This window comes from Burkholderia sp. BC1 (assembly GCF_052683555.1).
This window is the reverse complement of sequence record NZ_JBQYLP010000056.1, coordinates 1-6,307: the sequence shown is the minus strand read 5'-3', so window position 1 is coordinate 6,307 and position 6,307 is coordinate 1. Positions and strand designations below refer to the sequence as shown.

The following is a 6,307-nucleotide window of genomic DNA, read 5'->3' as shown; positions in this document are numbered from 1 at the left end:
GCATCATCTCGCATTCGCGGCCACCGCGTCCTCGATCGATCGATCCACCGCGTTCGTGGCCTCCCGGCCCGAGTCGACCAGCGCATCGACACCGACGATCAATGGCATTCGATATGGTATCGATTGCGAGAATCGCCAGCGCCACGTTTTCCCGCGTTATTCCGCGACGATGACTTCGACGCGACGATTCCTCGCCCTTCCCAACTCGGTACCGTTGTCCGCCAACGCGTCGGCATCTCCGCTCCCTTCCACGCGGAGGCCATGCGCCGGTACGCCGGCCGCGACAAGAATGCGGGCGACATCTTCAGCACGTGCTTCGGAAATTGCCTGATTGGAGATCTGACGCGCGGACCCGGCCGGCGCGCTGTCCGCGTATCCCACTACCCGGACGACCGCACCTTCAGCGATCGACGCAATTTCCCGGCCAGCCGACGCCACGACGGAAGCACCCCAAGGCGCCACCGTTACCGCGCCCGGTACGAACATGCCGGCAAAGCGGAGCGTCAACACATGGCGTGCGGGATCCCGGATCAGTTCGACATTCCCTGCTGCGACCTCGTCACGGAGCCGCCGTTCCAGATTGCGAGCCAGCGCGTCGAACGGCGACAGGCGTTGCGCCTCTCTCGACACGACCCAACGGTCCACAGCGGCATATCCGGCGGCTCCGAGCAGCAACGCCGCGGTTATGGCGACGACAGCCCCGACGCGCGACGACCGGCGCATCGCCAATGGACGCACCCAAGGGTCGACCGTCCGCCGCCTATGTCGAAGCGACTCCCTTGCGAAATTCGCACCCACCCCGCCCGTCACGACCACGTCGTGCACGCGCTCGCGAACGCGCTTCAAGCGCTGCTGCCCGTCGCGCTCGAATCGATAACGCCCGCGAAAGCCGAGATCGAGGATGTTCTGGTACAGCTCGATCAGATCGAGGTTCTCGCGCGGGCTGCATAACGCCTCGTCGATCAGCTCGAAAACGCGGTCGCCGCCCTGACGGTCGTGACCCATCGCCGCGGCGAGCCCCTCGACTTCCCATGCGACACCGGTTGCCTCTCCTTTGCCCCAGCGCGTCTGCATCGCAGACTCGTCGAGCGCCGAACACAGGCAGTAGCTGGCGCTCCCGATATGCTCCGGCGAAAGCCCGAGTTCAGCGCCGAGCCGCGCAAATAGCCGGAGTTCATGCTCGAGCCACCGTCGCCGCCGGGCTACCGAATCGGCATCGAGCACATCGGGCGTATCCGCCAACGCGCTCAACAGGACGCGCGCCGCTTCGAGCAGCGGATTGATCGACTGCTCCGCCCGCTTGAGCCTCGTCGCGACGGACGGCAACACTGGGCTCCCGCCGTGGCTTTGCGGATCGGCTGTGATCAGACTCATCTTGTTCGCCCCTTCCGATTCAACGGGAAACACTTCCGGCGTTGATCGGCAACATGCCCTGTGGCAATCCCGGCGGCGGACCGCTGTCCGGCAAACTGAACGTCGCCATCGAGGTCGGGCACCGGAACGTCTTCAACACATCGCTCGTCAACGGATTCGCGACACTGCCGGCGCTCGCGATGTCGAGCACCGCTTCGCGACCGTCGAAACCGAATGCGACACGCGTGCGGCCCGGCGTGGCCGTCGCGATCACCTTGCCTTTCTGCAGCAGCCTCATCAACGCCCAAGGCCCATTGGCGGAAATCGTCGAGGTGTCCGGCCGGATCCGCGGGCCGGCCGTGATCTCGGCGTGCGCGCCGCCGCGCGGCCCCGGCCACGCAATCGTGAACGGCGCGACCGGACCGTGCTGGTAAAGCGTCGTCTGCCCGTCGATGTCGAGCGACAGGCTCATGATCGTCGGCGCGAGTTCCGGAACGCGGATGTCGGCCTTCCACGTCATCTGCTTGTGGTCCGGATCGTTGAAGAAGATGTCGCGAATCGCCTTCGCATGCTCGAACGGCTCCAGGCTCGGCCCCTGCACGGGTTCCGTCGCGCCCGGCAGCGTTCGGTAGCGCCACGGTTTCGCGGACGTATCGACAAAGGGCGCCAGCGTCTTCACGAAGAAATCGTCGATCACGCCGCCCTGTGCGAACACGCGCGTGAAGTCGTCGATTCCGACGTCGCGCTGGCTGTCCGGAGAGAATGGATAGTTTCCTTCGATCGTCAATCGGCAGGTATCGCCGACTACCGCCTGCATCTGGCGCGACAACAGTTGGCCGATCCCGTGATTGACCTCGCGCGACCCGTCGGCCGCGAGCTTGAGCAATATCGCGCGGAACGGCGCAGGCATCGTGTCGGCGGCCATCTTGAGCTTCGCAGCCGTGTCGCTCGCCGGCGGCATGCTGTTGTTCGACAGCGCGTTATCGGCAACGGTCAGCGCCGTGTAGTAGTCGTTCAGCAGATTGACGACGCCGTCGAGTCCCGTCTTGTCCGCCTGGGTACTGGCCGAGTGCACGTCGGGCAGTGCATCGGCGCTTCCCGTCACGACCTCGCGCAAGGCCGCAAAACGATTGTCGACGAGTTCCCGCTCGACACGCTCCGAGGCTCGAATGCCAAGCGCCTTGTCGGCTTTCTGGTTCAGCTGGTCGGCCGCCTTTTGCAACAGCGAGCCGTTCGACGCAACCGGTTGCTGCGTCAGCGTCGTCTCGCGCACTGCGGCACGGGCAAGACGCGCAAGCGGCGAATCGGGCGCCGCAAAGCTGCGCAGCACTTTCAGATTGAACGCGAGACTCGTGCCGCTCACGGTCCGGATGTCGTCGAGAAACGCCCCCCACTGTTGCGCATACTCCGTCAGGTATTCGCGGCGGACGGCGTCGGTCAACGCGTCGTCCGCACCGGCCGCGCCATTGACGATCTCAGCCGTTTTTTTTTGAGCCTCGCCGAGATACGACCGCCCCATCACCCAAGCGTCGTCGTCGCGCGCGAGTTGCACGAATTCGCGCAGTCGCTTGTCGAACAGATTCCGATAGCCGTCGAACGTGAAGAGACCCGACACGCCGCGCGACAACGGCGCGTCGCTCGCTCGCGTGAACACCGTTCCGGCCTGCGGGCCAACCGCGCGCAGCAATGTGAACTCGTCGGGTGCTTCCATGAGCATCGCGGCCTTCGCGCGCTGGTACAGACGATCGGTCGCATTGCTGCCGTCAAGGAACGCGCGCGTCTGCCGTACCAGCGCGTCGTTGCGGATCAGCGAAGACTGCACGACACGCTCCCCGGAGAAGAGCTGTTGCACGTGCTCGATCATCGACGCCCTGCCGCCGAAAGCGGCGGCGCTGTCGTTCTTCGCCCAGTCGTCGAGTACCCATGCCTTGACGTCGCCGGCATTGAACTTCGCCTTGTCGTACAGCATCAGGTATACGCGAAGCGCGTCGTACGCGGCCTTTGCATCCTTGTTCGCAATCGCACCGGACATGACGTCTTCCAGGCGATGCACGATCTGCGGCAGCAGCAGGTTGTCTTCGAGTACGTCGTAAGTGCGGCGACTTTCGGCGGCAATGTCCGTCGGCGTGTACAGACCGTAGCGCCATGCACTGTCCGGATCGGACAGGTCGAGCCCCGAAAACGTGGGCAAATTGCGCGCCTCGGTCAACGTGTCGGGCACGGCTTGCAGTTCGCGCGTCTTGTACAGCGCCGCGACGCGGGCGGCAAGCGCCTGCGCCTTGCGGCCCATCGCGTCGAGATAATCGCTATTGTTGCCATAGCTCACGCGCAAACCGATCGCCAGCCAGACGAACAGCAGCAGCGCCAGCGTGTGGCCGATCAGGCGCAACAGCCTGTAGCGATATTCCCAACGCAGGTTGGGACTCACGAGATGCGCCTCGGGGAACACGACACGGGTCAGCAGATCGTGCAGGAAGAATCCCTGGTTCCCCTCCGCGCGCGACGGTGCGACCGCGGCGGGCTTCTCGGTCGACAGAAGACGTTGAACGACCGTATGGCGTTCCGCCACGATCTCGCTGCCCTGTTGCCGGGCACTCGTGAAATACACGCCGCGCAACGTCGAATGGAGCTGCGTATTGTCGTAGCGGGAATCGAGGAATACGCGGTCGATCAGGTCGAGCAGCGGTTCGAGCAGTGCCGAAAACGCCTCAGGCAACGCGGCAAGCTTTCGACGCTTGTTCAGGTCGTATTCGTCCTGCAGATGCGTATCGATCGAGCCCGTCAACCGTTGCGCGAGTTGCGCGAGTTCGTGGTGACAACGCGCACGCAGCCCTTCCTTCGCAACCGTTTCCTTGCCGTATGGAAGCGTGAAACCCCAGACTTGCGCCCGCCCCTCGGACGTGAGCGTCCCGAAATACTCGGCAAAGCCCGCGAGGCGGTCCATCTTCGTGATCGTCAGGTAAACGGGGAAGCGAACGCCCAGTTCCTCTCTCAGTTCGGCCAGCCTTGCGCGCAATGCGGCAGCCTCAACGACGCGCGCCTGTTCATCCGCGCTTGCCAGCGTCGCAAGATCGACCGTCAGCAATGCGCCGTTGATCGGCGCACGAGGCCGGTGTCGACGCAATAGACCGAGAAAGCCGAACCATTCCGCGCGATCGATCTGCTGCGGAAGGTCGCGCCCGTCGGCGGCACGCGGTACGACGTCGACGCTCGACTTCGAGCCAGCCGTCGCCTCCGATTTCGCAGGCGCGCTCTGTTGCATGCCATCGGCGGAACGTTCCGAGTTCGCCTGCGCGTTGGCGGCATCCTTGTCGGCCACGTCAGCTGCCGGCTTGTCCTGTTCTGCGACGCGTGTATCGGCGGCCTCGGCCGTCGACATGCCATGACGCGTGTAGTAGCCGGTCGTGTCGATCAGCACTGCGTCATTCGTCAGCCACCAGTCCACGGCGGCGGCATCGGCAGCCGGTTTCGCGGCCGCGCGCTGCATCTGCTCGGCAACGGGAAATGCCAGCCCGCCGTTCATCAGGATGCTCGTCTTGCCGGATCCTTGCGAACCGAGCGTGATGTACCAGGGCAGCTCGTACAAATAGCGCTTGCCCTGGAACAGCTTGCCGAGGCCGCGCGCGCCGGTACGCATCGATTTCAGGCGCGCGAGCGCGCTCGTCACGCCGCCTTCGACTTTCTCAAGACGTGAAGCTGCAAGCGGGTCCGCCTTCTTGCGATCCAGACGCAGCATCTTCTTCATGAACGCGGCGTCTTCGCGCATTTTTTGCCAAATACGGAACATGCCGACGACGACGAAAACGGCTGCCACCACCGCGATCGCGCCAAGACGTGCCGACGCCGATTCCAGCGGTACCGTGCGACCCAACGCAAGCAACGGGCCCGCGTACCAGATCAGCAAGCAAAACAATGCCGCCAACACGATGCTGATCGACCATCCGACCAGCCAGAGCAGCACACCGGCGAGCAGCAACGCGATCAGCAGCGCACGCATGCCGGCATCCGCGAATGGCTTGAGCCCGCCAAATGTGAAGAACGGACCGACGAACCAGATCACCAGTGCAACGACGATCAGTGCGAGGAACGCGAGGAACTGGCGCGAGGCCAGAAACGGCAGGAACGGAAACTTCTTCATGGATTATTCCGGAAACGGATGTGGCTTATCGTGCGACGTCGATCTCGACACGGCGGTTTTGCGCGCGGCCCTGCGCGGTGCGGTTGTCGCCGACCGGATCGGCATCGCCCTTGCCGACGGCTTCCAGGCGGTTCGCCGGTACGCCGGCGGCTTGCAGCATCTGCATGACCTGGGTGGCCCGCTCTTCCGACAGCGCCTGATTCGACGCGAACTGGCGGCTGCGAATCGGCACGTTGTCCGTGTAGCCGATAATCGTTACCTTGCCGGGGGCCTTGGCGATCTCTGCCGCGATCTTCGCGATCAGCGGATTCATCGAGACCTGGACCGAGGCGCCACCGGGCCGGAACATCGCGTCGCCGCGGAACGTGACGACGCTGCGGCGAGCGTCCTCGTCGACGCTGACCGTGCCGGCGGCGATTTCATCCTTGAGCAACTGCTTGAGGTGCAGTTGCGGCGGCGGCGCAGGCGGCGGCGTCATGCGGGCAATGTCGGCAATCTGCTTCTGAACGTCCGCGCTGTGATTGGAGAGTTCGTACTTGAACCATCCGAACAGGCCGAGCAGGACCACCGACAAAAGCGTTGCGGTAATCCACACGGGGAAGTCGTAGAACGACGGGCGCTTGCCCTTTGTGCCGGGTTGCCAGTGGGGGGACAAAGTCAACGGCACGGGGTCGCGTTGCGATGTGATTTCGGTGTAAAGCCGTTGGCGAATCGCGTCGTGCTTGCGCTTCCCGTCGGCAACGTCCTGGTAGCGTCCTTCAAAGCCTAGGGAAACGCTGATTTATTCGGCTCGGCGGTCATCGCAGACGTAGCCGA

At 64.2% G+C, this 6,307-nt stretch carries 2 protein-coding genes and 1 pseudogene; all 3 read right to left on the bottom strand.

From position 1 onward, the window contains the following. Window positions 1-156: 156 nt before the first annotated feature. The gene (icmH, locus tag ACSHSS_RS22755; RefSeq protein ID WP_445545569.1) at window positions 157-1,374 is read right to left on the bottom strand and encodes a type IVB secretion system protein IcmH/DotU; all 1,218 of its coding nucleotides are present in this window, start codon (window positions 1,372-1,374) and stop codon (window positions 157-159) included. Window positions 1,375-1,393: 19 nt separating this feature from the next. Then, complete coding sequence (tssM, locus tag ACSHSS_RS22750) at window positions 1,394-5,491, bottom strand: type VI secretion system membrane subunit TssM (protein ID WP_445545568.1); 4,098 nt, start codon at window positions 5,489-5,491, stop codon at window positions 1,394-1,396. Window positions 5,492-5,516: 25 nt separating this feature from the next. Continuing rightward, window positions 5,517-6,266 (bottom strand): annotated as a pseudogene (gene tssL, locus ACSHSS_RS22745) (type VI secretion system protein TssL, long form); the annotation flags it as partial. Between the last annotated feature and the right edge of the window lie 41 nt (window positions 6,267-6,307).